Below are 26,843 nucleotides of genomic sequence, written 5' to 3'. Positions count from 1 at the left end.
ACGTCCATGGCGTCCGAATGAGTGCGAGTTCGGGAACAATAATGGCAGACAGAACCCAGCTGAGAGTAGCCGACAACAACGACATCGCCGCCGATGATCCGTTCGCGGAGCTGACCAGGATCATGGGATTCGACCCCCGCCAGCCGGTCAAGCCGCAGGCGCCGGCCGAGCCGAAAGCCATGGTCGCCGATCAGGCTGCGGGAGAGGGCGATTTCGACATCGATCTCGAGAAGGAACTTATGGGCGAATTCGACGCTGCCGACAGCGTCGCCGCTCCGCTTGTCGAGGCTCATGAGCCGGCATTCGAGCCGGTGGCAATCGATGTATCGGATGACGATCTCGCGCTGTCGCTTGATGACGATTTTCACCTGGACATGGCTGAGGTCGATGACCGGACGGTGGCCGCCAGCCATGCCGGCGCCACGGAAGCTGTGCCCTCCGTCGAGCCTGCCGTCGACATCGATTTCGACAATACCGTGGCCAGCTCGCTCGAAGACGTTTCGGCCTTCGACGACGATCTGCCGATGGAAGACGAGCTTGCCGCTTCCCTCGACCGGGATTTCCATATCGAGGACGAGGCCGCCGAGCCCCGGTATGCCGTTGAATCGCCGGTTGCAGAAGTGGCGGCAACGGCCGAGCCGGCTTCCGATCAAGAATTCGACGATGCCGTTGCGATCTCGCTCGAGGACGAGCTGATGCTCGACGACCATTCGGCGGATCAGCGCCAAGTGGCTGCTGCCGAATATCCAGAGCCGGCGCCGGCCACCGCAGATGAGACCCAGTCGATCTCCGGCGAGGATTTCGATGGTCAGTTCGACGATGCCATGGCCGATGTCGACGTGGATTTTGACGTTCAGGCCGACGAGCCAGAAGCTTTTGAGGAGCCGCGAGCACATGAGTTGCTTGCCGATGTCATCGGCACGAAGGACGAGGTTCCAGGCGCTGAAGCCATTTCGGATGACGCTTTCGACCTGGATTTGGACGAGGCGTTTGCCGAGCCCGCCGAAGAGCCAGCCGCCGAAATTGCCGCGGCTCCCGCGCAGCCGATGGCGGCAGCCATCGCGCCCCCAGTGCAGGCGCCCATCACGGACGAACGAAGCCTCGAAGACGAGTTGAACGCGCTTCTTGGCGCCATGACCGCGCGCACGCTGCCGTCGGCCAGGGAGCCGGCCATGGCTCAGCCGGTCGTGCCCCAGCCGGCCGCCGCGCCTGTTCAGCCGCCACTCGTCTCGACTGCAAAGGCCGCGGAGGAACCTGTCGATCTTGTTGGTGATCTCGACTGGGATCTCGATGAAGCAGCGTCCCAGGATGTGCATCAGTCCGGTTCCGACCAGGCCGCCGACGTTGACCTCGACGACCTGCTGCTCGACGAGCTTCAGGACCATGATTTCGGCTCGGAGACCGCTGAACAGGGCGAGGTCAATTTCGACAATGGCGCCATCGACGCCATCCGGGCCGAGGGCGTTGACCCGCATGAGGAAACAGCTTCCCTGCAGGATCAAGCCGATTCGCTCGATTGGCTGGCGGAACGCTCCGCGCCGTCGGAGCCGGCCCGTTCGTGGAGCCGCGTGACACCGGTTCCCCAACAGCCGGCATTTGCCGCGCAGCCTGCCGCCTCGATGGCGGCCTGGACGGCAGCACCGGAAACGGCCGCCGTGCCGTCCTACCGGCCGGCCGAGCCGGTTGCAGCCGCTCCCTACGTGGCTCCATCGGCACCGCAGGCGCAGCAGTCCTCGCGTTATGAAGAGATGCCCGATGTCGAGACGGTCGATGTGCCGGAGCGCGTCGTGGCGCTGGCCGACGATCTCGACATTCCAGAGTTGCATTTCGAAGACGATGAGCCGGTAGCATCCGGTTATGACGATCTCGACGCCGAATTCGCCAGCCTTCTGACTGAAATGAATTCGGTGGAGGTCGCGCCTGCTTCTGCCACTAGCGCCGCCTATGCGGACGAATCCTACAATGCCGAGTTCAATCCGGGATACGGCGCGGCCAATCCGGGATATGGCGACGCCAATCCGGGATATGGCAACGCCAATCCGGGATATGGCAACGCCAATCCGGGATATGACGCGGTCAATCCGGAATATGAAGAATCCAGGCCGACCTATCAGCCGGAAGCGCGGACCTATGCGGCACGGCCGGCGGAAATGCCTGCCCGCGCGGCGGCGGCCTCGACCTATGCCGATGCTGCTGAAGGCTTCGATGATCTGCCCGGCAGCCAGCCGATCTCGCAGGCGGACGATTTCACCGTCGATGAACTCGACTACGATCCCGAACTGGACGAAGCGATGTCGGTTCCGGGTCTCGGCGAGCGGGAAGCCGCCCGGTCGTCCGGCCGGCGCGGCCTCTTCATCGCGGCGATAGTCGGTGCCGTGGCGGTCGCGGGCGGTCTTGGCGCCTTTGCGCTGTCTTTCGGCGGCAAGGGCGGCAGTGAGGCTCCGGTGATCGTCAAGGCCGATAATTCACCGATCAAGATCAAGCCGGAAAATCCGGGCGGCACCGTGGTGCCGAACCAGGACAACAAGGTCTATGACGCGGTGGTCAAGGGCGCGAAGCCGGCCGAGCCGGTCCAGCAGAAGCTCGTCACCAACGCCGAGGAGCCGGTGGACGTGCAGGCGAAGGACCCGGCCCGCGCCGTCGATCTTTCTCCCGACCAGAACGCTGCCGCCGGCACGGATGGCGGAGGCGACGTCTCGACCGCTGGTGCGGCCCCCGCCAACATTGCGGCGCCCACGCCGAAGTCGGAGGATCGCATCGCGCAGGTCCTGCAGGAAGCCGACAAGGGCACCAGCAACGATGTCGTTGCCGTTGCGCCGCGCAAGGTTAGGACCATGGTGGTCAAGTCCGACGGCTCGCTGGTGGCGCGTGAGGATCCGGCACCGGCCGCACCCCAGGTCGCCGCGGCGGAGCCGACCGATCCGGCACCACAGCATGTGGCGCCTGCCGCGCAGGCCAATGCCGACCAGACTGGGGCCGACCAGACTGGCGCCGCCCAGACTGGCGCCGCCCAGACCGGTACCGCCCAGACTGGCACCGACCAGACTGGAACCGTGGCGCCCGCCGCCGCGCAGGCCGACGATGAGCCGGCTCTGAAGCCCGCGGCCAAGCCTGCCAAGGCGCAGTCGGCCAACACGCCGGCCAAGGTTGCGATCGCGCCGCAGCGTCCGTCCGACCAGCCGGTCGACGTGGTCGGCGAGGTCAAGCCAGATCAGGTCGCTTCCATCGATCCCGCCTCGACCGCGACCGGCAGCGGTTCGTGGTCGATGCAGATCGCTTCTCAGCCGACGGTAGAGAGTGCCCAGTCGACCTACCAGGACCTGCAGCGCCGCTACGGCAGCGTGCTCTCCGGCCGCACGGCCAACATCGTCAAGGCCGAGATCGCCGGCAAGGGCACGTTCTACCGCGTGCGCGTTCCGGCTCAGTCGCGCAACGATGCGATCAATTTGTGCACCAGCTACAAGACCGCGGGCGGCAACTGCTTCGTATCGCGCTAGAGCCGGATGATTTCAGGTCGAGTCGACCTGAAATCTGAATCCGTCTCTAAGTCAAAGAGATAGAGCATGATGTCGTCCGAAAACAGCTTCACACTTTTCGGCATCATGCTCTAGACGTTGATCCAATCTCTCAAAGTCGGCGCGGCCCAAGGCCGCGCCGACTTTTTCATGTGGAAGCCTGTTTTGCAGCCCGTCCTATGCGGTCAGGGATGATTCCCTTTGACCGCGCGAAGCCCTAGACTCCTGAAATGACCGAATCAAAATCCATGATCCTCGGCTGTGCCGGGAAAACGCTCACCCGCGAAGAGATCCGTTTCTATCGCAATGAGTGCCCGTGGGCCTTCATCCTGTTCGCCCGCAACATCGGCGAGGCCGAGCAGATCCGCGATCTCGTCGCCGAGATGCGCGATTGCATCGGGCGCCCGGACGCGCTGGTGTTCATCGACCAGGAAGGCGGCAGGGTGCAGCGCCTGCGACCGCCGCTGGCGCCGAACTATCCGGCCGGTGGCGCGCTGGGGGCGCTTTGGCGCGACGATCACGACGCTGGCGTGCGCGCCGCCTGGCTGATGGCGCGGCTGCATGCCTTCGACCTCCTGCGCTATGGTATATCGGCGGATTGCCTGCCGGTGCTCGACGTCCCGATCGAAGGGGCCAGCGATGTCATCGGCGCGCGCGCCTATGGCAAGCATCCGCGTCCGGTCATCGAACTCGGCCGCGCCGCGGCCGAAGGCCTGATGGCGGGCGGCGTGCTGCCCGTGATGAAGCATGTTCCGGGGCACGGCCGGGCGTTTGCCGACACGCATTTCGAGCTGCCTGTCGTCGACGCCTCGCTCAGCGATCTGCAACGGCACGACTTTGCCCCGTTCCGCGAACTCAACCATCTGCCGATGGCGATGACCGCGCATGTCGTCTACAGCGCCATCGATCCCAAGAACCCGGCGACGACTTCCGGCAAGGTCATCGACGAGATCATCCGCCGCGAGATCGGCTTCGACGGGCTCTTGATGAGCGACGACACCTCGATGAAGGCACTTTCTGGGGATTTCCCGACAAAGGCCGCCTCGATCCTTGCGGCCGGCTGTGATCTGGTCCTTCACTGCAACGGCGTTTTCGAGGAGATGGCGGGGATCGCATCGCGCACCAAAGGGCTTGAAGGCAAGTCGCTGGAGCGCGCCAAGCGGGCAATGACCTATATAAAGAAAAGCGACACGGTAGAAGAAACCGAGATACGCGCTGAATTCGCCACCTATTTCGACGCGGTGGCATAGCCAAGGGAAGTGACAGGGCAGTGGCGGAAGCATTGGAAAGCAAGGCTTCGAAGGCCGCACCGATGGACCGCCTGTGGGCCGAGAATGACGATTCACGCGTCACCGGCGATCCGTCGCTGGTCGTCGACGTGGCCGGCTTCGAGGGCCCGCTCGACCTTCTCCTGCATCTTGCCCGTACCCAGAAGGTCGATCTGGCGCGCATTTCGATCCTGGCACTGGTCGAGCAATATCTGACCTTTGTCGAGACGGCGAGGGCGCTGCGGCTCGAACTTGCCGCCGACTATCTGGTGATGGCGGCTTGGCTGGCCTTCCTCAAGTCGAAGCTGCTGATTCCCAAGCAGCCGGGCGAGGAGGGCGAAAGCGGTGAGGAACTGGCGGCGGTGCTGCAGTTCCGGCTGAAGCGGCTCGAAGCCATGCGCGACGCGTCGGCGCGTCTGGTCAACCGCAACCGGCTCGGTCGCGACGTGTTCGCGCGTGGCATGCCGGAAATGGTGATCATCGAGAAGCGCAACGCCTATTCAGCGTCGCTCTACGACTTGCTGACGGCCTATGCCCAGCAGCGGCAGAAGCAGGCGATCAACAACGTTACGATCGCCAGGCGCGGTGTCTGGTCGCTCAAGGACGCGCGCGACATCCTGACCCGCCTTGTCGGGGCTGTAAGCGACTGGACGACACTGGAAAGTTTCCTGATCGTGTACATGACCAGCCCCGAGGAAAGGCGCACGGCGATCGCCAGTTCCTTCGCGGCAACATTGGAACTGGTGCGCGACGGCACGATGGACGTACGGCAGGATCAGACATTTGCCCCGATCTATTTGCGCGGCCGCACGCAAGCAATCAAGGCAGTCGAGGTGGCATCATGATCGAACGCGCCAACGCTTCGGTTATCCCGTTCAAGGTCGAGGACGAGCCTGGGCAGGAGTTGTTCTCCGAGGATGTGGCCGAGCAGGTGCAGAACCCGGCCGAGCGTCTGCATATGGCGGAAGCCGTGCGCATGGCAGAGGCGATCGTGTTCGCCAGCGCCGAACCCGTCAGCGAAAAGCAGCTTGCCGCACGCCTTCCCGATGGCATCAATGTCGCGCTAGCCATGAGGGAGCTGCAGCAGATCTACGCCCGGCGCGGCGTCAATCTGGTGCGGGTTGGCGATGCCTGGGCCTTCCGAACCGCTGGCGACCTGGCTTTCCTGATGAGCCGCGATACGGTGCAGCAGCGCAAGCTGTCACGGGCGGCGCTCGAGGTGCTGGCGATCATAGCCTACCACCAGCCGGTGACGCGCGCCGAGATCGAGGACATCAGAGGTGTCGAAACCTCGAAGGGCACGCTCGACACGCTGCTCGAAACGGAATGGGTGCGCATGCGCGGCCGCCGCAAAACGCCCGGTCGCCCCGTTACCTATGGCACCACCGAAACCTTCCTTGACCATTTCGCACTCGAGGAAATCCGTGATCTTCCAGGCATGGAGGAACTGAAGGGCGCCGGCCTGCTTTCGGGCCGCATGCCTTCGAATTTCTCCATCCCGCAACCGCCGGCCGATCCCGACGCGCTGACCGAGGACGAGGATCCGCTGACCGACATCGACCTCGAGGAGCTCGGTCTGCTGACGCCGCGCGTCACGGAAGATTGACCACGAGCGCCTTTCAAAAGCTGCTTTGCGGCTTTACATGCGCCGTTTGGTAGCGGGCCGCATCGCCGAAAATGCGTGACATCCGTCGGCCTTTCATAAACTCTGTCGCGGTTGTGTTTGAATCCCAAAGCGAAAACGCATAGATCATCGCCAGGGAAAACATTCGAGAGAGATTTGGTTATGGGTTCATTTTCGATTTGGCACTGGATGATCGTGCTGGTGATCGTGCTGCTGGTGTTCGGCCGCGGCAAGATTCCCGAGCTGATGGGTGACATGGCCAAGGGCATCAAGAGCTTCAAGAAGGGCATGGCCGACGACGACGTTGCCGACGACAAGCGCACCGTCGAACACCGTGCCGATGAGACCGTTTCGGCCGCGAAGGAAAAGGCCAGCAAGAGCTGAGCCAAAAGTTCTAGTCGGAACAGATTGCCATGTTTGAAGTCGGCTGGACCGAAATGCTGGTGATCGCGATCGTCATGATCGTGGTCGTCGGGCCCAAGGATTTGCCCAACATGCTGCGCACATTCGGCCGCACGACGGCGAAGCTGCGCGCCATGGCCGCCGATTTCCAGAAGCAATTCAACGAGGCCTTGAAGGAAGCCGAGCTCGACGACGTCAAGAAGTCGGTCGACGAACTCCGGGGTCTCAGCCCAGTCGCCGAGATCAAGAAGCAGCTCAATCCGTTCGAGCAGGCGGCAGCCGATGTGCGCGCCGGCGTCGACGCGGCGATGAAGCCGAAGCCGGCCGCCGATCCATCGGCCCCTGCAGCGGCGACGCCACAAGCGGCCGAGCCGTTGAAGAACGGTGCAACGACCATGCCTGGCGTCAATGGCCCGGAAGTCACGACACCGGCATCGATTTTCCCGGCGATGACCGATGAATCGGTGGTGGCGGCTTCCACGGAACCGAAGGCATCCAGGAAAACCGCCAAGGCGGTATCGGCCGCAAAAGTGCCATCCAAGGCCTCGCCATCCATTAAGGTGGTGGCGGCAAAAGCCTCACCCGCGGGGGCGGCAAAAACCGCACCCACGCCCAAGGCGTCGACAAAGGCCACGACAGCGGCAGTTCCTGAAACCGCGGCTGTGACGAAGCCTGCCGTCGCCAAGGCGCCTGCAGCCAAGGCGCCTTCTGCCAAGGCGCCTGCGAAAACCGAACCGAAACCTGCTGGGGCCAAGAAGCCGGTAGCCAAAAAGACGGCTGGAGCCGCCAAGTGAGCGTTTCGGACAAGGAAAAGGACGAGATCGAAAAATCGTCGGCGCCTCTGATGGAGCATCTGATCGAGCTGCGCAGGCGGTTGATCTGGTCTCTCGGTGGCTTCTTCGTTGCCTTCCTGGTTTGCTTTTTCTTTGCCAAGAGGCTGTTCAACCTTCTGGTTGTCCCCTTCAAGTGGGCGACGAAATGGGCAGGGCTGGACCCGCACAAGGTCGAGCTGATCTATACCGCGCCGCAGGAATTCTTCTTCACGCAGGTCAAGCTCGCCATGTTCGGCGGCATGGTCATCGCCTTTCCGCTGATCGCCACGCAGATCTACAAATTCATTGCGCCCGGGCTCTACAAGAACGAGCGCAATGCCTTCCTGCCGTTCCTGATCGCATCGCCCATCCTGTTCCTGATGGGCGCCTCGCTGGTCTATTTCTTCTTCACGCCGATGGTGATGTGGTTCTTCCTCGCCATGCAGCAGGTCGGCACCGACGACCAGGTACAGATTTCGCTGCTGCCGAAAGTGTCGGAATATCTCAGCCTGATCATGACGCTGATCTTCTCCTTCGGCCTGGTGTTCCAGCTGCCGGTGGTAACCAGCCTGATGACGCGCGTCGGCATGCTGTCGTCCAAGGCGTTGGCCGAAAAACGCAAATGGGCGATCGTCATCGCCTTCATCGTTGCCGCGGTGCTGACACCTCCGGATCCGATGAGCCAGATCGGCTTGGCCATTCCGACCATCCTTCTCTACGAGGTTTCCATCTGGGCCGCGCGGTGGATCGAGCGCGACCAGGAGAAACAGCGGCTTGCGCGCGAGAAGCAGGAAGCCGGCGAGACCGTGGCCGACAAGGCGCCGGACGAGCCGCCAGCGCCGGCGGCCTCGTAGGGCATCGGCGGCGGCGGAAAACGACAACCGCCGCCCGGCCCATCTTGCATCGATCAAGGATGCGGTTTACGCCCCTCAAACCCAGCTTGAGGACGGACACCATGCTTGACATCAAATGGATTCGCGACAACCCGAAGGCCCTTGTCGAGGCGCTCATCAAGCGCTCGTGGTCGGCGGATGAGGCGCAGTCCACGGTCGACGGGCTGATCGCCAAGGACGAGGCGCGGCGCGAACATGTCACCGAGCTGCAGACCAGGCAGGAGCGCCGCAACGCCGCCTCGAAGGAGATCGGCAACGCCATGCGTTCGGGCGATGCCGCCCTTGCCGAGAAACTCAAGGCCGAAGTCGGCGAGATCAAGACCTTCATCCAGAACGGCGAGGCGCGCGAGCGCGAGCTCGACAAGGCGCTGAACGATGCGCTGGCGGTGCTGCCGAATGTGCCGTTCGACGACGTGCCGGTCGGCAAGGACGAGCACGACAATGTCGTCAAGCATGTCGTCGGCAAGGTGCCGACACGGCCGAACTGGGTGAAGGAGCATTTCGAGATCGGCGAAGCGCTCGGCATGATGGATTTCGAGCGCGCGGCGAAACTGTCGGGATCGCGCTTCACCGTGCTCAGGAGTGGCCTGGCGCGGATGGAACGCGCCATCGGCCAGTTCATGCTCGACCTGCACACGACGGAGCACGGCTATGAGGAAGTGATCCCGCCGCTGATGGTGAAGGACGACGTTCTGTTCGGCACCAACCAGTTGCCGAAGTTCGAGGAGGATCTGTTCTTCACGCCACATGGGGAGGGCAGGCTTGGCCTGATCCCGACCGCCGAGGTGCCGCTCACCAACCTCGTGCGCGAGGAAATCACGGCGCATGAAAAGCTGCCGCTGCGCTTCACGGCGCTGACGCCCTGCTTTCGTTCGGAGGCAGGCTCGGCGGGCCGCGATACGCGCGGCATGCTGCGCCAGCATCAATTCTACAAGGTCGAGCTGGTCTCGATCACCGACCAGGAATCCTCACTCGCCGAGCATGAGCGGATGACACAATGCGCCGAGGAAGTCTTGAAGCGGCTTGAGCTGCCGTTCCGGACCATGGTGCTCTGCACCGGCGACATGGGTTTTGGCGCGCGCAAGACCTATGACATCGAGGTCTGGTTGCCCGGCCAGAACGCCTATCGCGAAATCTCGTCCTGCTCCGTCTGCGGCGATTTCCAGGCGCGCCGTATGGATGCCCGTTACAAGGACAAGGATGGTAAGGGCAACCGCTTCGTCCATACGCTGAACGGTTCGGGCACCGCTGTCGGCCGCGCGCTCATAGCTGTCATCGAAAACTATCAGAATGAGGATGGCAGCGTAACCATTCCTGAAGTGCTGCGGCCTTACATGGGCGGCCTGGAAAAGATCGAATCGAAATAATGCGCATTCTTCTGACCAATGACGACGGCATCCATGCCGAGGGCCTGGCCTCGCTCGAGCGCGTCGCCCGCAGCCTGTCCGACGATGTCTGGGTGGTGGCGCCGGAACAGGACCAGTCGGGCTATGCGCATTCGCTGTCGATCTCGGAGCCGCTGCGGTTGCGGAAAATCGGCGAGAAGCATTTTGCCGTGCGCGGCACGCCGACCGATTGCGTCATCATGGGCGTCAAGAAGATCGTGCCCGGTGCACCCGACCTGATCCTGTCCGGCATCAATTCGGGCGCCAACATCGCCGACGACGTGACCTATTCCGGTACCGTCGCCGGCGCCATGGAAGGCGCGCTGCTCGGTATCCGGTCGATAGCGCTCAGCCAGGGCTACAGCACTGTCGGCGAGGATCGCGTCGTCCCCTATGAGACCACCGAAGCGCTGGCGCCGGCACTGCTGAAGAAGCTCGTCGCGACGCCGCTGCCGGACGGCGTCCTGCTCAACGTCAATTTTCCCAACTGCCTTCCCGAGGAAGTGGCCGGCACGGTGGTCACCACGCAGGGCAAGCTGGTGCACAGCCTGTGGGTCGACGAGCGCCGCGACGGGCGCGGCCTGCCTTATTACTGGCTGCGCTTCGGCCGCGAGCCGGTCGAGGGCAAGCAGGGCACCGATCTCTTTGCCCTGCGCAACAGGCTGGTGTCGGTGACGCCGCTGCAGCTTGACCTTACCGCGCATGAGATCCGTGACCAGCTGAGCAAGGCGCTTGCATGAATCAGGGCTTTCCAATCGATGATCGCGAAGGATTTGCCGCTTTCCTGCTGCGCCTGCGCGGCAGGGGAACGGTGCCGAAGGCGCTGATCGCGGCTTTCGAGGCAACGCCGCGACGCGGCTTCCTGGCAGCGCAATACCACCAGATCGCCTGGTCGGACCGCATGCTGCCGATCGAATGCGGCGAAGCGATCGAAGGGGCGGATCTGCAGGCGGCGGTGATCGCCGCATTGGCCATTGAAACGGGAAACCGCGTGCTCGAGATCGGCACCGGTTCCGGCTACACATCGGCTGTCATGTCGCGGCTGGCGGCGCGGATCGTGACCGTGGATCGGTACAAGACGCTGGTCGAGCAAGCCAGGCAGCGTTTCGAGGCACTCGGCATAGGCAATGCCATCGTGCGGCAGGCCGATGGTTCCAACGGATTGCCCAATGAAGGGCCGTTTGACCGCATCGTCGCCTGGGCTGCATTCGACAGTTTGCCGCGCTTCCTGCTCGACCAATTGTCGAGCGGCGGCATCGTCATCGCGCCGATCGGGCCGGAGGAGGGCGAGCAGGTGCTGGCCAAGCTCACCAAGGTCGGCAGCCGTTTCGAGCGCGAGGATATCGGCCTCGTGCGGCTGCAGCCGATCCTGCGAAGCATTGCAGCGGTTATCTAGTTTCCGGCCGGCCGCCGGATCTCTTTCGGGCTCGCCATCGTGCCGCTGATCATCCCCAAATGTTTTAAGAAAATTTTCGTCGGATTCTAATGGGTTAACCGGCCAGTAACATTAACGCGCTTTAATCCTGTCCAGTTGGTGCAGCGTTTGTGCGGGTTAGTGCGATGCAACTCAGTGTTTTGAAGACAAATAGTCGCAATCTGGCGCGGGGCTGCGCTGTTCTGATGATTGCAGGCGCGGCGGCCGGGTGCAGTTCCCAGGCTTCGCGGTTCAACAGTGTCGACGACGTCTTCACGTCCTCGACCAACAATCAACGTGCCATCATCAACAAGCAGGATGCGGTGCAGCCTTATCCGGGCGACGTCTCGGCTGCTCCGCTTGATGGCAGCCACACGCAGTCGGTGAGCCGTTCCAGCCTCGATCCGGTTTCGAGCCGGCCTTTGCCGCCGCCGGCTTCCGCGCAAGCGCAGCCGGCTCCAGCGCTCGCGCCTGCCGCCAATCCGGTGCGTGTCGCATCGGCGCCGGCCTTGGTTCGGCCCGCTCCTCATGTCGACAGGACGACGACCGGCACTGTCGCGCCGGCCGCCAAGCCTTTCAAGAATGCCCAGCCCGACGAGCCGAGGATGGCCCAGGCAGGCACGCCGCACGCGACCGAAATCACCGTCAGGGACGGCGAGACCATTTCCGGCCTGGCGGCGCATTACAAGGTGCCGGCCGATGTCATCATGAAGGTGAATGGCCTGAGCCCGACCAAGGGGCTGAAGACCGGCCAGAAGATCGTCATCCCGGCCTATGCCTATTCGAGCAAGGCCGAGCCGAAGGTCGCCGACGCAAAGCCGGCAAAGGACGGCAAGCATGACCTGCCGGCCAGCGCGCCGGACAAGGTGGCGGTGCTGCCGCAGCAGCCTAAGCTGAAGGAGGGCAAGTCCGCCGCCCAGGCCGATGCGTCGGCCACGGCGAACCAGCCCAAGGAACCCAAGCCGGCGCAGATGGCCAAGGCAACCGGCGCCGCCGGTACGTATACGGTCCAGTCGGGTGACACGATGTCCTCGATTGCCAGAAAGACCGGCGTCGGCGTGGTCGCGCTGAAGCAGGCCAACGGCATGAAGGACGGCATATTGAAAATCGGCCAGACCTTGAAGGTGCCGGGCGGCGGAACGGCGACGGTTGCCAGCGCCAAGCCGGCCAAGGTCGATCCGGTGACCACCGCGACAACGCAAGTCCCGGCAAAGGCCACGCCTTCGGAAACGCTGGCCTCCTACACGCCGCCGAAGAAGGACGCCAAGGTCATCCAGCAGGCCGAGGACGACGACGCGGTGGCACCCGATGCCACCGGCATCGGCAAGATGCGCTGGCCGGTGCGCGGCCGGGTGATCTCCGGTTTCGGATCCGGCAAGGACGGCGTCGATATCGCCGTGCCCACGGGCACGCCGGTCAAGGCGGCCGAGAACGGCGTCGTCATCTATGCCGGCGACGGCCTCAAGGAATTCGGCAACACGGTGCTGGTGCGCCACGAGAACGGCCTGGTCACCGTCTATGGCCATGCCAGCTCGATCGAGGTCCAGCGCGGCCAGAAGGTCAAGCGCGGCCAGGAAATCGCGCTCTCGGGCATGAGCGGCACGACGGATTCGCCGAAGCTGCACTTCGAAGTGCGCAAGAACTCCGCCCCGGTCGATCCGTCAGGCTATCTCGAATAGAAGAAAAAAAGCGATATGCGGGCCGCCTGACCTCCAGTCCAGCCCGCCGGCTCAGCCCGTTCCGCAAGGAGCGGGCTTTTTCAGTTCTGTCGAAGGCCGGCCCTCAAGCGCGGAGATGATCACGCAGCGTGTCGGCGATCATGACCTCAAGGCTGCTGGCCTTGATACCGAGAAGCACCTCGGCGTCGGAAGAATCCACCAGCAAGGGGTTCTCGAAAAGATAGCTCATCTCGATGAGCTCATGCATACCCAATGCTTCCATCTCGGCAATCGAATAAGAACGGATTTCCGAGACCTCCTGTCGAAGCATCGCAGCGGTTTTCTGGATGAGCTCCCGGGGTGAGGCGTATTGCGAGGGGACGTGAAACGCCCGTCCCCATTCGCCCGTGTAGCGGGAAGCCGCGACCAGCGTCCTGGCGACGTCCTTGGTGAAGGCCCAGGCATGCGTCGCATCGAGGTTTCCAATGAAAGCGGTAGGCTTCCCTTCGATGATGGAGGGCAGGGCGACCAGCGAGAAGTAGCTGATCGCGCCGTGGCCGAGATAGTCGCTGGACCGCACTTCGATTGCCGGCACGTCGGCACGGGCGGCTCGCTGCCACATGATCGTCCTGGCCGTTCCCTTCTTCGAAGTAGGATCCAGGGACAGGTCGGAACGAAGCGGGCTATCGGCATTTTCCCCATAGCCATAGAGGTTGCCCAACACGATGAGTTTCGCGCCGACCGCTTCGGCCGCGCGCACGGTGCCGTCGATGATGGGGAAAAAATCGGTTGGCCACCTGTGATAGGTGGCCATGGCGCACATGAAGATGGCATCGGCGCCTTGGCAGACACGCGCGAGTTCCGACGCATCGGTAGCATCGGCCTGCATGGGCCGCACGTTCCGCAATGCGTTCGAGCCGACACTTCGGCTGGTGAGAACGACATCATGTCCTTCCTCGCCAAGAAGGCGGGCGGTTTCGCGACCGACCGGGCCCGCTCCGACAACAACATAGAAACTCATGGTGTAACCTTCTCGTCCAAGTTTGATGGAGAGGCGTGAGTACAGGTCGACGGCATTGAAAATCGCGCGGGAATTGCCAAATCTCGGACAGGTTTTGCCATGAATCGAGAGAGAGCATGCGGTCGCAATACGCTCCGGCTCAAGCCGTGCCCGACGTAACAATGGCCTCCCGGCATATCGAAGCCGGAGTCTACCGCCTGTCCCGGGCGCCACACCATCGCATCATGGTGCATGCCAGCGCGGCGACACGCTCCTACTGCGATCAGGTTGGGCGATATTTCGTCAGGCGCGCCGGGGATATCGACCTGGTGCCAGCCGGCCAGGAGGGCGGCTTCGAGGCCGAAACCCCGTTCGACACGATCGAGATTGCGTTGCAGCCAGCGCTGATGGAAAGGGTGGTGGCGGAGCTTGGCGGCAAGGGGCAAGCATTGCGGCTCGACACGCGCCACCTGCTTCGCGACCAGCGCATCGCACATCTCGCCTGGGCGCTCGAGAGCGAACTGAATGCAGATTCGCCAAGCGGCCCTTTGTTTGCCGACAGCATTGGCGCCGCACTGGCGGTGAGGCTGCTCGGCCTTGGTGAACCTGATATCGGTCGAACGAACCGTTTGTCGGATACCCAGCTCAAACGCGTGCTGGAGCACATCGAGGCGTCTCTTCACGAGCCGCTTTCGATTCATCGACTAAGCCGCGTTGCCGGCGCGAGCAGCTCGCATTTGCGGACATGGTTCAAAGTGGCGACGGGCGTCACCTTGCACCGCTATGTGTTACGGCGTCGCGTTGAACGCGCACGCGTTCTGCTGCAGCGAGGCGACCTCAGCACAAGCGAAGTAGCTGAAATGACGGGCTTCGCGCACCAGTCACACCTGGCGCATTGGATGCGCCGCGAGATCGGTCAAACGCCGCGCGATTTGCGACGGACGCCGCCCAAATGACGCTGTCGGTTGATCGGGTTGGCGACGCGATCCAACGCCTCAGTCCTTCAATGGCTTGCCGAGCCTGCCGGCCAGATCCTGGGTGAATTGCCAGGCGACGCGGCCTGAGCGGCTGCCGCGTGTGGTGGCCCATTCCAGCGCTTCGGCGCGCAACTGCTCGGGGTCGATGTCGAGGCCATGATGGCTGGCATAGCCGTTGACCATGTCGAGATATTCGTCCTGCGAGCATTTATGGAAGCCGAGCCACAGCCCGAAACGGTCGGATAGCGAGACCTTTTCCTCGACCGCTTCCGATGGGTTGATGGCGGTCGAGCGCTCATTGTCGATCATGTCGCGCGGCAACAGGTGGCGGCGGTTCGAGGTCGCGTAGAAGATGACGTTGGCCGGACGGCCCTCGACGCCGCCTTCGAGTGCTGCCTTGAGCGACTTGTAGGACGTATCGTCATGGTCAAAGGACAGATCGTCGCAAAACAGGATGACGCGGAAGGGGGCCGCCTTCAGCAGGCCCATCAGCTTCGGCAGCGTGTCGATGTCCTCGCGGTGAATTTCTATCAGCTTGAGTGGCAGGCCGGGCTTCGCCTTGGCATTGATCCGCGCGTGTACGGCTTTGACCAGCGACGATTTGCCCATGCCGCGGGCACCCCACAACAGGACGTTGTTGGCGGCGAAACCGGCGGCGAAGCGCTCAGTGTTGTCGACGAGGATGTCGCGGACGCGGTCGACACCGCGGATCAGGCCGATATCCACGCGGTTGACCTTGCGCACCGGCTCCAGATATCCGGGATCGGCCTGCCAGACGAAGCAGTCGGCCACGTTGAGGTCGGTTTCAGGCGCCGGCGGCGGCGCGAGGCGGCTGACCGCCTCGATCAGGCGGTCGAGTTTCTGGTTCAGGGCGTCGATGCTGGTATCGGTCATGTCGGGTCTTTTTTGCTTCGGTTTTTGCGGTGGCAGGTAGGTCCGGTTCGATTCCGGCGGTTTCGAAACCGGTTGCAACCATTTGTTCGAGCGTGATCTTTTCCGAAAACCGGCTCGCGGTTTTCGCGATCCTGCTCTAACACGGCTAAACAGGCCGGAAAAGCAGCCGATTTGCCCGGCCGCGCAGTTGCATTGACAACTTTACCGACTATATTCCGGCCAAATTTCTAGGGGCCGCCAAATCCCGCTTGATCGTTTGGTGGCTGTTTTTCAAAATTCAGGAGTACCTCGATGTTCGTGACACCGGCATACGCCCAAGGCATCGGCGGCGCCTCTCCCGATATGTTCATCAGCATTTTGCCGTTTGTCCTGATTTTCGTGATCATGTATTTTCTGATCATCCGCCCGCAACGCACGCAGCTGAAGAAGCGCGGCGAGATGCTGGCGGCGGTTCGTCGCGGCGACACTGTCGTCACCGGCGGCGGCTTTGTCGGCAAGGTGACGAAGGTGATCGACGACAACGAGCTGGAGATCGATCTTGGCGGCGGCACCAAGGTGACGGCGCTGCGCTCGACGATCGCCGATGTGCGAGTCAAGGGCGAACCGGTCGCCAACCAGAACGCCAAGAAATAACCAGATTCAAGGCGGAGCGATCCGCGGACACGCTCTGACGGACGACGCCCTATGCTTTATTTCTCGCGCTTCAAGATGATCCTGATCTGGCTGGCCGTGGCCGCCACAGTGATCCTCGCCGCGCCCAACCTGTTCCCCGCCAGCACGCTGGCTCAGCTGCCCGGTTGGGTGCCGAAGCGGCAGATGACGCTCGGCCTCGACCTGCAGGGCGGTTCGCACATCCTGCTGGAGATGAACCAGAACGATCTGATCAAGGATCGGTTGGAGACGACCCGCGACGAAATCCGCACACTGCTGCGCGATGCCAAGATCGGCTATACCGGTCTTGCCGGCACCGGCAAGACCCTGCAGGTCCGCATCACCGATCCCGCCCAGCTCGATGCCGCCAAGAAGGCATTGAAGAGTTTGACCGATCCTGTCGCCGCCGGCTTGTTCACCGGCGGTTCCATCCAGGAAATGGCGCTCGATGATTCCGAGCCGGGCCTGCTTAAGTTCACCGTCACCGACGCCGGCATCAAATACCGCACGTCGACCGCGTTGGCACAATCGATCGAGGTGGTCGAGCGCCGCGTCAACGAACTCGGCACGACCGAGCCTATCGTGCAGCGGCAAGGCGAGGACCGTATCCTCGTCCAGGTGCCTGGCCTGCAGGATCCGCAGCGGCTGAAGGAAATTCTCGGCCAGACCGCGAAGCTGACCTTCCAGATGGTCGACCAGTCTATGCCGGTGCAGGACGCGCTCAAGGGGCGCCCGCCAGCCGGTTCGTCGGTGCTCTATTCCCAGGACGATCCGCCAGTTCCGTACCTGATCGAGAACCGCGTTATCGTGTCGGGTGAAAACCTCGTCGACGCACAGGCGACGTACAATTCGCAGAACAACGAGCCGGTGGTTTCGTTCCGCTTCGATTCCAAGGGTGCCGCCCGCTTCGGCCAGGCCACCGCGCAGAACGTCGGCAAGCTGTTCGCCATCATCCTCGACAACCAGGTGATTTCGGCGCCGCAGATCCGTGAACCGATCCTTGGCGGCACCGGCCAGATTTCCGGCAATTTCACAGCCCAAAGCGCCAATGACCTCGCCGTGCTGCTGCGCGCCGGCGCGCTGCCCGCGACATTGACGGTCATCGAGGAGCGTACCGTGGGTCCGGGCCTGGGCCAGGATTCGATCCATGCGGGCAAGGTCGCGGGCATCATCGGTTCGATCCTCGTCGTGGCATTCATGTTCGTCGCCTACGGTTTCCTCGGCTTCCTCGCCAATATCGCGCTGGCGGTCCACGTGGCGATGATCGTCGGGCTGCTGTCGCTGCTCGGCGCGACGCTGACCTTGCCCGGTATTGCCGGTATCGTGCTGACCATCGGCATGGCGGTCGATTCCAACGTGCTGATCTACGAGCGTATCCGCGAGGAGCGACGCGCCGGTCGCTCGGTGATCCAGGCGATCGACACCGGCTTCTCGAAGGCGCTGGCGACCATCGTCGATTCCAATGTCACCTCGCTGATTGCGACAGTGGTGCTGTTCTATCTCGGTACCGGACCCGTGAAGGGCTTTGCCATCACCTATGCCATCGGCATCCTGACCACGGTCTTCACCGCTTTCACCTTCACCCGCCTGCTGGTGTCGATCTGGCTGCGCCGCGCACGTCCGAAGGAACTGCCGCGCGCACCGGTGACCTTCGTTCCGCCCGGCACGAAAATTCCGTTCATGGGTATTCGCCGGTGGACGTTCGCGCTGTCGAGCACATTGTCGATACTGTCCGTCGTGTTGTTCATGAGCGTCGGCATCAATTACGGCATCGACTTCAAGGGCGGTTCCCTGATCGAGGTGCAGTCGAAGAGCGGCGATGCCAATATTGGTGACATCCGCAGCCGATTGACGGAACTGAACATCGGCGAAGTTCAGGTGCAGCAGTTCGGTGCGCCCAACGACGTGTTGATCCGCGTCGGCACGCAGGATGCCGGTGAAAATGCCGAGCAGACCGTGATCGACAAGGTGCGCGGCGAGCTGCAGGATCAGTATAATTTCCGTCGCGTCGAAGTGGTGGGCCCGACGGTTTCCGGCGAGTTGGCCAAGCAAGGCACGATCGCCATGATCGTCGCGCTGGCCGGCATCCTGATCTATGTCTGGTTCCGCTTCGAATGGCAGTTCGCGGTCGGCGCCATTGTCGCGACAGTGCACGATGTGGTCATGACGCTCGGTTTCTTCGTCATCACCGGGCTCGAGTTCAACCAGTCGTCACTGGCGGCGATCCTGACCATTATCGGGTATTCACTGAACGACACGATCGTGGTCTATGACCGCGTCCGCGAGGATCTGCGAAAATACAAGCGAATGCCGTTGCCGCAGCTGTTGAACAACGCCATCAACGAGACGTTGTCGAGAACGACGCTGACGTCCGTGACGACCAGCTTGGCGCTGCTGGCGCTGGTGCTGTTCGGCGGCGAAGTGATCCGCTCGTTTACGCTGGCGATGCTGTTCGGCGTCGTGTTCGGCACGTATTCGTCGATCTTCATCGCGGCGCCGTTGCTGATCCTGTTCAAGCTGCGGCCGCAGGCTTCGGCCGACGAGGAAAAGCCGGTCAGCGGCGGCAAGGCCGTCGCGACCTGACGCGCGGCCCCGAGGGGTGATAGAGTGATGGCCGGCAAAGGCATCATTATCCGCGAGGCGCATTTCCCCGGCCGCGCGCCAATCGAGGCCTATGGCAATGGCGGCTTCCGCTTTGCCGACATGTCGCATCGCGGCTCTCTCATGTGCCTGCCCACAGGCATCCATGGTTGGGAGCCGGCAAATCCCCTAGCGTTGACCGTGGCGGATTTCGACAGGCTGCTCGCCGAGGCCGACAAGGTCGAGATCCTGCTGGTTGGCATGGGTCGGGATCTCAGGCCGTTGCCGGCGGCGCTGCGGGCCGCGCTGAAGGATGCCGGCATAGCGTCCGACCCGATGTCGACTGGGGCAGCAGTGCGGACCTACAATGTCCTTCTGGCTGAAAACCGCGCCGTGGCGGCCGCGCTCATCGCCGTCGATTGATATGTCGCAGAATACTGAAATCGTCATGGATGCGGTGCGCGTCGCCGACCATGATCGGTATCTCACCGCGCTCTACGCGCCGGCCGACAAGCGCAAGCCGCTGTTTTCGCTGTACGCATTCAATGCCGAGATATCAGGCATTCGTGACCGCATCCATGAGCCTTTGCCCGGGGAGGTCCGGCTGCAATGGTGGCGCGATGTCATCGCCGCCGGCGGCGAGGCGGCCGCGGGCCATCCTGTTGCCGAAGCCTTGAACGCCACCATTGCGGCGTTCAAGCTGCCGAAACTGGCCTTTGAGAACATGCTCGAAGCACGCATCTTCGATCTCTACGACGATCCGATGCCGTCGCGCACCGATCTGGAAGGCTATTGCGGCGAGACGGCAGCCGCGCTGATCCAGCTTGCGGCAATGGTGCTCGATCCTGTCGAGGCGCCAAGGTTCGCCGAACTGGCCGGCAGGGCGGGCTGCGCGCAGGCAATGACGGGCCTTTTGCTTCTGTTGCCGCTGCACCGCGGGCGCGGGCAGTGTTTTGTCCCGGCTGACATCCTGGCGGCGGCGGGCTCGTCGCCGGAAGAATTTATTGCCGGCAATGGCGGTCCTGGTGCCCAGCGCGCCGTGGCCGCGATGATCTCGCTGGCGCGCGAACATCTTTCCGCCTTCGAACGGGGTGCTGCCGCGCTGCCGGGGTCGTTGCGTCCGGCATTCCTGCCGCTGGCGCTGTCGCGCGCTTATCTCGACAAGATGGAAGGCTCGCGCCGGGCTCCGCTCGGGGGCGTGGCGCGGCTGTCGGCATTGCGTCGGCACTGGCTGCTGTTGCGCCATGCGGGCAAGGGCTGGCCGACACATTGACGTAAACGTCAATCGTGTTAAGAAGTCCGCCTGCCGGGAACTGTCGCCTAAGACGACAGGCTGGCCCGAAGGAGATCCCCGTCCATGAGCTTGCCCGTGCTGGTCGTGATCGTCGTTCTGGGCATCGCGCTGTCGGTAGCCGCCGTGCATTTCACCGGCGGCAGCAATATGGTCACTCTGACCGGCGCGGATCAAGCCATGGGCCGTTTCGCACAGGACTTTCCCGACGAGATCGCGACCGCGGTTCGACTAACCGCGGACAGCCGGTCCGCTTTTCTCGATCTTGGCCATGGCCGCACGGGCATCGTCCACGGTATCGGCGACTGCTTTCTGACCCGCGTCGTGACGCCTCGGGACGTCGTTGTGTCCCATGCCGACGAGACGGACACGATCCAGCTGCGGTTGACGGACTTCACCTGGAAGGGCGGCCGCTTCCGCTTCGCCAACGCCGCCGACGTGCAGGCCTTGCTGAACGCTCTTGGGCCGCGAGACACGAGTTCCGGGAAGGAGGCAGCGTGATGGACAGCTACGACTTTCCGCAGGTCACCCAACTGGCCATTCCGTTTTTCGTCGTCGCGATCCTGATCGAGCTCTGGCTGGTGCGGACCGGTCGCGCCAAGGGCTCGTTCGAGACCCGCGACACGCTGACCAGCCTGATGATGGGCACCGGCAACGTCGTCGCCGGGCTGCTGCTCGGCGTCGTGTCCTACTGGGCGCTGTTGTGGCTGTGGCAGTTCCGAGTCTCCAATCTCGGCCTGTCGGTTTGGGTGTTCCTGGCGGCCTTCCTGCTCGATGATCTGCGCTACTACGTCTACCACCGCATCGCGCACCGGGTGCGCTGGGTGTGGGCGGAGCACGTCAACCATCATTCCAGCCAGCACTACAATTTGTCGACGGCGCTCAGGCAAAGCTGGACCGGCCTGTTCACCTTCATGTTCGTGCTGCAGGCGCCGCTGGTGCTGCTCGGCTTCCATCCGGCGGTGATTGCCTTCACCTTCGGTTTCAACCTGGTCTGGCAGTTCTGGATCCACACCGAGACGATCGGCAAGATGTGGAACTGGTTCGAGTTCATCTTCAACACGCCCTCGCACCACCGCGTCCATCACGCCACCAACCCGCGCTATCTCGACGCCAACTATGCGGGCACGCTGATCATATGGGACCGCATGTTCGGCACCTTCGTCGAGGAGTTGGAAGAGGACCGGCCGCGCTACGGCATCGTGAAAAATCTCGGCACTTTCAATCCGCTGAAAGTGGCGTTCCACGAATGGATCGGCATGTTCAGGGATGCCTTCGCGCCGGGGCTGACAGTGAGCGAGCGACTGAACTACCTGATCAAGCCACCAGGCTGGAGCCATGACGGCTCACGCGAAACTTCGGAGACGCTGAAGGCTGCTTATGTCAGGCGAAATCCTGCGGAGGCGGGCAAGCCAGGCTTGCCGTTAGCGACCGCCGAGCCGGCCGAGTAGCTGTCCGATCAAGAGGGCTTGTCGCTATCGCGCATCAGCGCTTCGTAGTCGCGGCCGCCGTAGAAGATGTTGACGATGTGAACGACATCGCTTTCGACCACGTAGGCTATAACAGCGGAGTGTTCGAAAGGAACCGTCCTCAGTCCCGGCGCGATGTCATCACGCGGGCGACCGCCACGAGGGACGTTTCCAACGCCCAGGCAGCGTTCCTTGATCCGGTCAACGAAACCGTTGGTGATGCTTTCGCTTCCGCTGCTCTCAAGCACATAGGCGGCGATAGCCTCAAGGTCGGATATAGCTCCTTCGCTAAGAACGACGGCGAGACGCTGAATCATCATTGTCTCGCGCCAGTTGCGAAATGCGGTTCTTTACTCTGTCGATTGCCTCATTGAGCGGAACGGCGGGTCTCGTATCCTCGATCGACGCCTTCACACGCGCCCTGATCGAGGCCATGCGCTCGGCGTGTTCCTCTTCTTCGCGTTGGAAAGCGCGAAGAGCTGCGCGGATAACCTCGCTGGCCGAGCCGAACGAACCGTCCTCGACTCTTTCGCGGATCATGCGTGCCATCGCGGGTGTGACGGTGACGGATAGTTTCTCGGCTGCTTCCATGGAACGGCTCCGCTCGGCCTAAAGTAGGATAGTATCCTACTTTACGCCGAGCGTCCAATCAGGCCGCGAGCTTATTCGGCAGCCTCAGCCGTCTGCGCCGGCACACCCAGCCATTCACGGCAGTCTTGCAGGGCACGCGAGGTGATGGCGTGGCGCTTGGCGACGGTCTTGTCCTTGCCGCGCATGCGCTTGCCCTCGCTCTTCGGCGCCTCGACCGGCGGGAACAGGCCGAAATTGACGTTCATCGGCTGGAAAGAGCGTTTGCCCGGCTCGTCGTCGGAAACGATGTGGCCACCGGTGATGTGGTTGAGCAGCGCGCCGAAGGCGGTGGTAAGCGGCGGTAGCGATGGTGCATGGCCGAGCCGCTCGGCCGCGGCGAAGCGCCCGGCGAGCAGGCCGATGGCGGCGCTCTCGACATAGCCTTCGCAGCCGGTGATCTGGCCGGCGAAGCGCAGGCCGGGTCGCGACTTCAGCTGCAGCGAGGCGTCCAGCAAGGTCGGCGAGTTGATGTAGGTGTTGCGGTGCAGGCCGCCAAGGCGGGCGAAGTCGGCGTTTTCGAGGCCCGGAATGGTGCGGAACACGCGCACCTGTTCGGCGTGCTTCAGCTTGGTCTGAAAGCCGACCATGTTGTAGAGCGTGCCCAGCGCATTGTCCTGCCGCAACTGGACGACCGCATAGGCCTTCACCGTCGGATTGTGCGCATTGGTGAGGCCCATCGGCTTCATCGGTCCGTAGCGCAGCGTCTCGACGCCGCGTTCGGCCATGATCTCGATCGGCAGGCACCCGTCGAAATAGGGCGTGCCTTCCCATTGCTTGAACTCGGTCTTCTGGCCGTCGACCAGCGCCTGCACGAAGGCGAGGTACTGATCCTTGTCCATGGGACAGTTGATATAATCCTTGCCGGTGCCGCCAGGCCCGACCTTGTCGTAGCGCGACTGGAACCAGCAGGTATCCATGTCGATCGTGTCGAAATGGATGATCGGCGCGATGGCATCGAAGAAAGCGAGCGCATCGGCGCCGGTCGCTTCGGCGATCGACTGGGCAAGCGACGGCGCGGTCAGCGGCCCGGTGGCGATGATCGTCTGGTCCCACTCCGCCGGCGGCAGGCCGGGAACTTCCTCGCGCTCGATGGTGATCAGCGGATGTGCCTCGAGCTTTTTCGTCACTGCGTCGGAAAAACCATCGCGGTCGACGGCCAGCGCGCCGCCTGCCGGCACCTGGTTGGCGTCGCCGGCGCTCATGATCAGCGAGCCGGCCAGCCGCATTTCGGCATGCAGCAGGCCGACGGCGTTGTTTTCGGCGTCGTCGGAGCGGAAGGAATTGGAACAGACGAGTTCGGCCAGGCCATCGGTCTTGTGGGCATCGGTGCCGCGAACCGGGCGCATTTCATGCAGGATGACGGAAACACCGGCCTCGGCCGCCTGCCATGCCGCTTCGGAACCGGCGAGGCCGCCGCCGATGATATGGATTGGATTTTTGCTCATGGCCGCCGGAATAATCGCTTGCCGCGGCGATTGCAATTGTCGCGTGGCGGTAACGCGAAACGCCTGGTCGGGAACACCTGCCCCTGAATACAACAACACCCGCCGGGGGAGGAGGTCCGGCGGGTGTCGTTTTGGGGGTCGACCCTCGGGAGGAGGTGAAGGCCGACCGTATTCGTCATCGCCGGGGAGGAGGTCGGCTCAGACGAAATTCTCTTCGCATTTTTAGAGAGGGCGAAACCTCTGGGGCAAAATTCGTTTGTCCCGGGGAAACAGCGCCCGCCGCGGGAGGAGGTGCGGCGGGCGCCGTTTGGGTGGCCAACCTTCGGGAGGAGGTGAAGGTTGGGCCTATTCGTCATCGCCGGGGAGGAGGTCGGCTCAGACGAAATTCTCTTCGCATTTTTACAGAGGGCGAAACCTCTGGGGCAAAATCCTTTTGCCCCGGAGAAACAACGCCCGCCGCGGGAGGAGGTGCGGCGGGCGCCGTTTTGATGGTCAACCCTTGGGAGGAGGTAAGGGCGGACCGAATTCGCTTGGGTCGGCGAGGAGGTCGACCCCAGCGAAATTCCTTGGTTAGATCGCCTGGCGGGCGATGATCTTGATTTCGTCGCGGACGATACCGAGATCATGCAGCTGGCGGTTCGAAAGGCGACCCAGCTCGGTAACCGTCTCGCGATAAACGCGCCAGTTACGATAGTTGCGGATCAAGTTCATTGTCGTTCTCTTTTTCAAAACTGGTTCGGACCATTCGCGGCCCGAAGGATTAGACCGCCTTGCGAGCGACGTAAGGGATGTCGCTGCGGCTGATGCCGAGGTCGGTCAATTCACGGTTGCTCAGGCGGCTCAGCTCGGAGACGGTGTCCCGGTAGCGGCGCCAGTTGCGGTAGTTGCGGATCAGGTTCATGGTAGTTCTCGTTTCGTCTTTCTTGCGGATCATTCCGTTTGTGTACGAACCATAAGTAGGGGGACCCATATCGATTTAAAAGCGCTATGGCTGCATGGCAGCAATGCAAATTGTGCAATGCAACATTAACGCGGCTTCACCGACCCGACACAAAGAAGCCAGAATCAGAAAGTGCCGTGACGTCAACGGTTTGGGCTGATCGGCTGAAAAAAGACCAACTGGGGGAGAAGGGGAATGGCGGGCTATTCATCACGATTAAGATCCGATATCGCGCGGTGGCGGCAGGCAGGCCTGATCGACGCCGCCACGGCCGATTCCCTGACCCGTGACGTCGACGCCAACGCCCGCCAGTCGCTCAGCTTCGGCTCGATCCTCGCGATGATGGCGGCCCTGCTCTTTGGAGCGGCCATCCTGATCTTCGTCGCCGCCAATTGGGAAGCGATCCCGCGGCTGGCGCGGGTGGCCGCGCTGTTCGCCGTTATCCTTGGCGGCTATGTCGGCGGGGCGGTGCTGAAGACGCGCGACCATGCGGCGATCGGCGAAGCCCTGTGGATCGTGGCGGCGGCCGCGTTCGGCGGTTCGATCGCGCTGATCGGGCAGATGTACCATTTGTCCGGCGACGAGGCTTCCGCCCTGGTCACCTGGGGCGCCGGAACGGCGTTGGCGGCGGTGGCGCTGCGCTCCAACGCGCTGACCGTGGCAGCGATCGGCATCGCCGACGCCTGGCTGTTCCTGAAAGGGTTCGACTATTACAGCCGTAGCGAGTTTCCGCACGCCTTCATCGTCATGGCGGTGGTGCTGTTTGCCGTATCGTTCTGGACCCGCAGCCAGCCGGCGCGGCATCTGATCATCCTGTCGCTGCTTTTCTATCTGGTGCTCCTGGCCATGGATCACGCGACGCTGCCGGTAGCGATCCCTCTGGTCATCGTCTCTGTCGCGCTTTTTGCTGCTGCCGCCCTTGCGCCGGAACCGGTCGACAGGATCGTGCAACTCGGCGGTCGTTTGCCCCTGCACGCGCTGCTTGGCTTCCTCACCGGCCTGGCCATCATCCAGTTCGAACTGGCTGGCGAGAGCACCTACAACAGCGGTTTCGCCATCGCTTCGGTCGTCGCATTGGCGGGGATCGTCGCGGCAGTCGTGTTCGCAGGCCGTGAGAGCCGTGGCCTGCGCTGGCTGGCCTATCTCGGCTTCGCCTTCGAACTCGCCATCATTTATGTCGTGACGCTTCAGTCGATGCTCGACACCGCCGGCTTCTTCCTTGCCGCCGCGCTGCTGCTGGGCGTGCTTGCGATCGTCATCATCCGCGTGGAAAAACGCATGAAGGGTCCGGCCATTGGGGGAGCCACGGCATGATGACCGGGAAGAGGCTTGTCATCTCGGCGCTGGTGCTGGCGCTCGTCCAACTCGGTTTTCTCAGTTGGATCATCGCCAGCCGGGCGGCGATCCTGCGTAATGGCAAGGAAGTGCTGCTGAAGATCCAACCAGTCGATCCGCGCGACTTGCTGCGCGGCGACTATATCGTCCTCGGCTATGACATCTCGCGCATACCGGTTAAAATGATCGCCAACATTGCGTCCGACAAACAGTCCAGCGACGACACCTCGATCGTGGTCCGGCTGAAGAAGGGCGCCGACGGCTACTGGACGCCGACCGCCGCCTGGTTCGGCACGGCGCCGACGCCGGCCGCCGCGGACGAAGCCGACATTTCGGGCCATGTCGCCGCAGGTTGGGATCTTCGCGGCGAAGGCATGACGATCGCGCCGGATTACGGCATCGAGCGCTTCTATCTGCCCGAAGGCGAGGGGATGGCGATCCAGAGCGACATGCGGGTGCGCCCGTTCGGGATCAAGCTGGCGCTCGCCGCCGACGGCACGGCGCAGATCAAGGCGCTGATGGATGGCGACAAGACGCTTTTCGAGGAGCCGCTCTATTAGGTCGTGGGACGCGCGATAACGACGCCGGTCCTCTTCGCCAGGTCTCGCAGGACGCTCCTTCGTCTAGCGAGCGTCGGGTGGCCTGCCACCCGACGCTCAA

General features: G+C 63.0%; 27 protein-coding genes. 20 read left to right on the top strand and 7 right to left on the bottom strand.

What is annotated here, in order from left to right:
- The first annotated feature begins 41 nt into the window (after positions 1–41).
- From LB516_RS08190 to LB516_RS08140, 11 genes are all read left to right on the top strand, one after another.
- Positions 42–3,497, top strand: a complete 3,456-nt coding sequence (locus LB516_RS08190) for an SPOR domain-containing protein (RefSeq protein WP_224719303.1) — start codon at positions 42–44, stop codon at positions 3,495–3,497.
- Positions 3,498–3,745: 248 nt separating this feature from the next.
- Complete coding sequence (nagZ, locus tag LB516_RS08185) at positions 3,746–4,765, top strand: beta-N-acetylhexosaminidase (RefSeq protein WP_224719302.1); 1,020 nt, start codon at positions 3,746–3,748, stop codon at positions 4,763–4,765.
- A 62-nt stretch (positions 4,766–4,827) separates the two neighbouring features.
- Positions 4,828–5,628 (top strand): segregation and condensation protein A, encoded by an 801-nt coding sequence (locus tag LB516_RS08180; RefSeq protein ID WP_015317531.1) that lies wholly within the window; start codon positions 4,828–4,830, stop codon positions 5,626–5,628.
- Positions 5,625–6,389, top strand: coding sequence for an SMC-Scp complex subunit ScpB (gene scpB / locus LB516_RS08175; RefSeq protein WP_224719301.1), 765 nt, complete (start codon positions 5,625–5,627; stop codon positions 6,387–6,389). Before LB516_RS08180 ends, scpB begins: the two co-directional genes overlap by 4 nt.
- Before the next feature lie 180 nt (positions 6,390–6,569).
- Positions 6,570–6,791 (top strand): twin-arginine translocase TatA/TatE family subunit, encoded by a 222-nt coding sequence (locus LB516_RS08170; RefSeq protein WP_015317533.1) that lies wholly within the window; start codon positions 6,570–6,572, stop codon positions 6,789–6,791.
- 29 nt (positions 6,792–6,820) lie between these two features.
- Complete coding sequence (gene tatB / locus LB516_RS08165) at positions 6,821–7,603, top strand: Sec-independent protein translocase protein TatB (RefSeq protein ID WP_224719300.1); 783 nt, start codon at positions 6,821–6,823, stop codon at positions 7,601–7,603.
- A complete protein-coding gene (tatC, locus tag LB516_RS08160; RefSeq protein WP_023769965.1) occupies positions 7,600–8,475 on the top strand; it encodes a twin-arginine translocase subunit TatC in 876 nt (291 codons plus the stop codon). Before tatB ends, tatC begins: the two co-directional genes overlap by 4 nt.
- Positions 8,476–8,576: 101 nt before the next feature.
- Complete coding sequence (serS, locus tag LB516_RS08155) at positions 8,577–9,881, top strand: serine--tRNA ligase (RefSeq protein WP_224719299.1); 1,305 nt, start codon at positions 8,577–8,579, stop codon at positions 9,879–9,881.
- Positions 9,881–10,639 (top strand): 5'/3'-nucleotidase SurE, encoded by a 759-nt coding sequence (gene surE, locus LB516_RS08150; protein ID WP_224719298.1) that lies wholly within the window; start codon positions 9,881–9,883, stop codon positions 10,637–10,639. Before serS ends, surE begins: the two co-directional genes overlap by 1 nt.
- A complete protein-coding gene (locus tag LB516_RS08145) occupies positions 10,636–11,295 on the top strand; it encodes a protein-L-isoaspartate(D-aspartate) O-methyltransferase (protein WP_015317538.1) in 660 nt (219 codons plus the stop codon). Before surE ends, LB516_RS08145 begins: the two co-directional genes overlap by 4 nt.
- 164 nt (positions 11,296–11,459) lie before the next feature.
- Positions 11,460–12,992 carry a peptidoglycan DD-metalloendopeptidase family protein gene (locus tag LB516_RS08140; RefSeq protein WP_224719297.1) on the top strand — a complete coding sequence of 511 codons (1,533 nt, stop codon included), beginning with the start codon at positions 11,460–11,462 and terminating at the stop codon, positions 12,990–12,992.
- A 103-nt stretch (positions 12,993–13,095) separates the two neighbouring features.
- On the opposite strand, the gene LB516_RS08135 is transcribed toward LB516_RS08140, so the two are convergent.
- Positions 13,096–13,992, bottom strand: a complete 897-nt coding sequence (locus LB516_RS08135; protein WP_140616503.1) for an NAD-dependent epimerase/dehydratase family protein — start codon at positions 13,990–13,992, stop codon at positions 13,096–13,098.
- 116 nt (positions 13,993–14,108) lie between these two features.
- Between LB516_RS08135 and LB516_RS08130 the strand changes: the two genes are divergently transcribed.
- Entirely contained in the window at positions 14,109–14,927 is an 819-nt protein-coding gene (locus tag LB516_RS08130) for an AraC family transcriptional regulator (protein WP_140616087.1), read from the top strand.
- A 39-nt stretch (positions 14,928–14,966) separates the two neighbouring features.
- Here the strand turns inward: LB516_RS08130 and LB516_RS08125 are convergent, their stop codons facing one another.
- Complete coding sequence (locus LB516_RS08125) at positions 14,967–15,842, bottom strand: ATP-binding protein (protein WP_015317542.1); 876 nt, start codon at positions 15,840–15,842, stop codon at positions 14,967–14,969.
- A 291-nt stretch (positions 15,843–16,133) separates the two neighbouring features.
- On the opposite strand from LB516_RS08125, the gene yajC reads away from it, so the two are divergent.
- The 6 genes from yajC (at position 16,134) to LB516_RS08095 (ending at position 21,815) form a co-directional block, all read left to right on the top strand.
- Positions 16,134–16,475, top strand: a complete 342-nt coding sequence (gene yajC / locus LB516_RS08120; RefSeq protein WP_010909882.1) for a preprotein translocase subunit YajC — start codon at positions 16,134–16,136, stop codon at positions 16,473–16,475.
- 51 nt (positions 16,476–16,526) lie between these two features.
- Positions 16,527–19,076 carry a protein translocase subunit SecDF gene (gene secDF / locus LB516_RS08115; protein WP_140873635.1) on the top strand — a complete coding sequence of 850 codons (2,550 nt, stop codon included), beginning with the start codon at positions 16,527–16,529 and terminating at the stop codon, positions 19,074–19,076.
- Between the two features lie 27 nt (positions 19,077–19,103).
- Positions 19,104–19,496, top strand: coding sequence for an Mth938-like domain-containing protein (locus LB516_RS08110; protein ID WP_140661122.1), 393 nt, complete (start codon positions 19,104–19,106; stop codon positions 19,494–19,496).
- A gap of 1 nt (position 19,497) precedes the next feature.
- On the top strand, positions 19,498–20,346 hold the full coding sequence (locus LB516_RS08105; RefSeq protein ID WP_224719296.1) for a phytoene/squalene synthase family protein: 849 nt from the start codon (positions 19,498–19,500) through the stop codon (positions 20,344–20,346).
- A gap of 84 nt (positions 20,347–20,430) precedes the next feature.
- A complete protein-coding gene (locus tag LB516_RS08100; protein WP_224586478.1) occupies positions 20,431–20,865 on the top strand; it encodes a hypothetical protein in 435 nt (144 codons plus the stop codon).
- Entirely contained in the window at positions 20,865–21,815 is a 951-nt protein-coding gene (locus tag LB516_RS08095) for a sterol desaturase family protein (protein ID WP_224586480.1), read from the top strand. Before LB516_RS08100 ends, LB516_RS08095 begins: the two co-directional genes overlap by 1 nt.
- An 8-nt stretch (positions 21,816–21,823) precedes the next feature.
- Here the strand turns inward: LB516_RS08095 and LB516_RS08090 are convergent, their stop codons facing one another.
- From LB516_RS08090 to LB516_RS08070, 5 genes are all read right to left on the bottom strand, one after another.
- Positions 21,824–22,150 carry a type II toxin-antitoxin system RelE/ParE family toxin gene (locus LB516_RS08090; protein WP_140661125.1) on the bottom strand — a complete coding sequence of 109 codons (327 nt, stop codon included), beginning with the start codon at positions 22,148–22,150 and terminating at the stop codon, positions 21,824–21,826.
- Complete coding sequence (locus LB516_RS08085; protein WP_015317549.1) at positions 22,122–22,424, bottom strand: type II toxin-antitoxin system ParD family antitoxin; 303 nt, start codon at positions 22,422–22,424, stop codon at positions 22,122–22,124. Before LB516_RS08085 ends, LB516_RS08090 begins: the two co-directional genes overlap by 29 nt.
- 71 nt (positions 22,425–22,495) lie before the next feature.
- Positions 22,496–23,908 (bottom strand): methylenetetrahydrofolate--tRNA-(uracil(54)-C(5))-methyltransferase (FADH(2)-oxidizing) TrmFO, encoded by a 1,413-nt coding sequence (gene trmFO / locus LB516_RS08080; RefSeq protein WP_224719295.1) that lies wholly within the window; start codon positions 23,906–23,908, stop codon positions 22,496–22,498.
- Between the two features lie 570 nt (positions 23,909–24,478).
- Complete coding sequence (locus tag LB516_RS08075; protein WP_013531314.1) at positions 24,479–24,619, bottom strand: DUF1127 domain-containing protein; 141 nt, start codon at positions 24,617–24,619, stop codon at positions 24,479–24,481.
- 49 nt (positions 24,620–24,668) lie between these two features.
- Positions 24,669–24,809 (bottom strand): DUF1127 domain-containing protein, encoded by a 141-nt coding sequence (locus LB516_RS08070; RefSeq protein ID WP_013531315.1) that lies wholly within the window; start codon positions 24,807–24,809, stop codon positions 24,669–24,671.
- A gap of 234 nt (positions 24,810–25,043) precedes the next feature.
- Here LB516_RS08070 and LB516_RS08065 point away from each other — a divergent pair, with 234 nt between their 5' ends.
- Both LB516_RS08065 and LB516_RS08060 read left to right on the top strand, forming a co-directional pair.
- On the top strand, positions 25,044–26,162 hold the full coding sequence (locus tag LB516_RS08065) for a DUF2157 domain-containing protein (protein ID WP_224719294.1): 1,119 nt from the start codon (positions 25,044–25,046) through the stop codon (positions 26,160–26,162).
- Positions 26,159–26,743, top strand: a complete 585-nt coding sequence (locus tag LB516_RS08060) for a GDYXXLXY domain-containing protein (RefSeq protein ID WP_140661128.1) — start codon at positions 26,159–26,161, stop codon at positions 26,741–26,743. The genes LB516_RS08065 and LB516_RS08060 overlap by 4 nt, the downstream gene beginning before the upstream one ends.
- Positions 26,744–26,843: the final 100 nt, after the last annotated feature.

The sequence above is a fragment of the Mesorhizobium sp. CO1-1-7 genome (genome assembly GCF_020164885.1).
Taxonomy (GTDB): Bacteria; Pseudomonadota; Alphaproteobacteria; order Rhizobiales; family Rhizobiaceae; genus Mesorhizobium; species Mesorhizobium australicum.
This window is presented reverse-complemented; position numbering and strand designations above follow the sequence as displayed.

Coding starts and splice junctions, on each gene's coding strand:
- LB516_RS08190 (WP_224719303.1), top strand. CDS start 42: ATGGCAGACAGAACCCAGCTGAGAGTAGCCGACAACAACGACATCGCC.
- nagZ (WP_224719302.1), top strand. CDS start 3,746: ATGACCGAATCAAAATCCATGATCCTCGGCTGTGCCGGGAAAACGCTC.
- LB516_RS08180 (WP_015317531.1), top strand. CDS start 4,828: ATGGACCGCCTGTGGGCCGAGAATGACGATTCACGCGTCACCGGCGAT.
- scpB (WP_224719301.1), top strand. CDS start 5,625: ATGATCGAACGCGCCAACGCTTCGGTTATCCCGTTCAAGGTCGAGGAC.
- LB516_RS08170 (WP_015317533.1), top strand. CDS start 6,570: ATGGGTTCATTTTCGATTTGGCACTGGATGATCGTGCTGGTGATCGTG.
- tatB (WP_224719300.1), top strand. CDS start 6,821: ATGTTTGAAGTCGGCTGGACCGAAATGCTGGTGATCGCGATCGTCATG.
- serS (WP_224719299.1), top strand. CDS start 8,577: ATGCTTGACATCAAATGGATTCGCGACAACCCGAAGGCCCTTGTCGAG.
- surE (WP_224719298.1), top strand. CDS start 9,881: ATGCGCATTCTTCTGACCAATGACGACGGCATCCATGCCGAGGGCCTG.
- LB516_RS08145 (WP_015317538.1), top strand. CDS start 10,636: ATGAATCAGGGCTTTCCAATCGATGATCGCGAAGGATTTGCCGCTTTC.
- LB516_RS08140 (WP_224719297.1), top strand. CDS start 11,460: ATGCAACTCAGTGTTTTGAAGACAAATAGTCGCAATCTGGCGCGGGGC.
- LB516_RS08135 (WP_140616503.1), bottom strand. CDS start 13,992: ATGAGTTTCTATGTTGTTGTCGGAGCGGGCCCGGTCGGTCGCGAAACC.
- LB516_RS08130 (WP_140616087.1), top strand. CDS start 14,109: ATGCGGTCGCAATACGCTCCGGCTCAAGCCGTGCCCGACGTAACAATG.
- LB516_RS08125 (WP_015317542.1), bottom strand. CDS start 15,842: ATGACCGATACCAGCATCGACGCCCTGAACCAGAAACTCGACCGCCTG.
- yajC (WP_010909882.1), top strand. CDS start 16,134: ATGTTCGTGACACCGGCATACGCCCAAGGCATCGGCGGCGCCTCTCCC.
- secDF (WP_140873635.1), top strand. CDS start 16,527: ATGCTTTATTTCTCGCGCTTCAAGATGATCCTGATCTGGCTGGCCGTG.
- LB516_RS08110 (WP_140661122.1), top strand. CDS start 19,104: ATGGCCGGCAAAGGCATCATTATCCGCGAGGCGCATTTCCCCGGCCGC.
- LB516_RS08105 (WP_224719296.1), top strand. CDS start 19,498: ATGTCGCAGAATACTGAAATCGTCATGGATGCGGTGCGCGTCGCCGAC.
- LB516_RS08100 (WP_224586478.1), top strand. CDS start 20,431: ATGAGCTTGCCCGTGCTGGTCGTGATCGTCGTTCTGGGCATCGCGCTG.
- LB516_RS08095 (WP_224586480.1), top strand. CDS start 20,865: ATGGACAGCTACGACTTTCCGCAGGTCACCCAACTGGCCATTCCGTTT.
- LB516_RS08090 (WP_140661125.1), bottom strand. CDS start 22,150: ATGATTCAGCGTCTCGCCGTCGTTCTTAGCGAAGGAGCTATATCCGAC.
- LB516_RS08085 (WP_015317549.1), bottom strand. CDS start 22,424: ATGGAAGCAGCCGAGAAACTATCCGTCACCGTCACACCCGCGATGGCA.
- trmFO (WP_224719295.1), bottom strand. CDS start 23,908: ATGAGCAAAAATCCAATCCATATCATCGGCGGCGGCCTCGCCGGTTCC.
- LB516_RS08075 (WP_013531314.1), bottom strand. CDS start 24,619: ATGAACTTGATCCGCAACTATCGTAACTGGCGCGTTTATCGCGAGACG.
- LB516_RS08070 (WP_013531315.1), bottom strand. CDS start 24,809: ATGAACCTGATCCGCAACTACCGCAACTGGCGCCGCTACCGGGACACC.
- LB516_RS08065 (WP_224719294.1), top strand. CDS start 25,044: ATGGCGGGCTATTCATCACGATTAAGATCCGATATCGCGCGGTGGCGG.
- LB516_RS08060 (WP_140661128.1), top strand. CDS start 26,159: ATGATGACCGGGAAGAGGCTTGTCATCTCGGCGCTGGTGCTGGCGCTC.